The sequence below is a fragment of the Streptococcus oralis genome, from assembly GCF_001579025.1.
Classification (GTDB): Bacteria; Bacillota; Bacilli; order Lactobacillales; family Streptococcaceae; genus Streptococcus; species Streptococcus oralis_X.
Genome location: NZ_KQ970235.1, coordinates 795,943 through 796,993 on the forward strand (window position 1 = coordinate 795,943; position 1,051 = coordinate 796,993).

Consider the following 1,051-nt stretch of genomic DNA (forward strand, 5'->3'; position numbering starts at 1 on the left):
GACAGAATCAACGACCTCGGCTCCTTCACGAACCTGTGCTTCTGTTGAAAGAATCGAACGTTTAACCGTTCCATCTACAAAACAGCCATCCACGACCAATGAATCCTCAACGTGTGCATGTGCTCCAAAGTAGTTGGGTGGTGAGATCAAATTTCTTGAGTAAATTTTCCACTGACGATTGCGGCTATCCAAGGCATTTTCTGGCGAAATGTACTCCATATTGGCTTCCCAAAGTGACTCAATCGTACCAACATCTTTCCAGTATCCATTAAATTCATAAGCATAGACACTTTCACCGGACTCGAGATAGTTAGGGATAACGTTCTTCCCAAAGTCTGACATATCCACATTGCTCTTTTCAGCAGCAACAAGCATATTGCGAAGTCGTTTCCAGTCAAAAATATAAATCCCCATAGAAGCCTTTGTAGACTTAGGTTGCGCAGGTTTTTCTTCGAATTCAACGATACGGTTATTGGCATCTGTATTCATGATACCGAAACGGCTAGCTTCTTTGAGAGGTACGTCTAGGACAGCTACTGTCAAACTGGCATTATTATCCTTATGGGACTGAAGCATATCATCGTAGTCCATCTTGTAGATGTGGTCACCAGAAAGAATCAAAACATACTCAGGATTAACACTGTCGATGTAGTCAATGTTTTGGTAGATAGCGTGACTAGTCCCTTCAAACCAACGGTTTCCTTCGCTGGCTGAATAAGGTTGTAAGATAGAGACACCTGAATTGATACCATCCAATCCCCAGCTAGAGCCATTTCCGATATGGTTATTCAAAGCAAGAGGTTGGTACTGAGTAATCACACCAACATTATGGATTCCAGAGTTTGCACAGTTGGAAAGAGCAAAGTCAATGATACGGTAGCGCCCACCGAATTGCACTGCCGGTTTGGCAATGCTTTGAGTGAGTTTTCCGAGACGAGTTCCTTGCCCACCCGCAAGGATCAAAGCTAGCATTTCATTCTTCATTTTCTACTCCTTTATAAAGACATGTGAACGTTAAAATCGAAAGAAGGTCGGAAGTCAAACTTTTTAT

1 protein-coding gene is annotated in these 1,051 nt (G+C 42.5%); it reads right to left on the bottom strand.

The genetic code is table 11. The features are described from left to right. Positions 1 to 984: glucose-1-phosphate adenylyltransferase (locus SORDD27_RS03810; RefSeq protein ID WP_061427424.1), on the bottom strand; the 984-nt coding region annotated here is incomplete at its 3' end. Between the last annotated feature and the right edge of the window lie 67 nt (positions 985 to 1,051).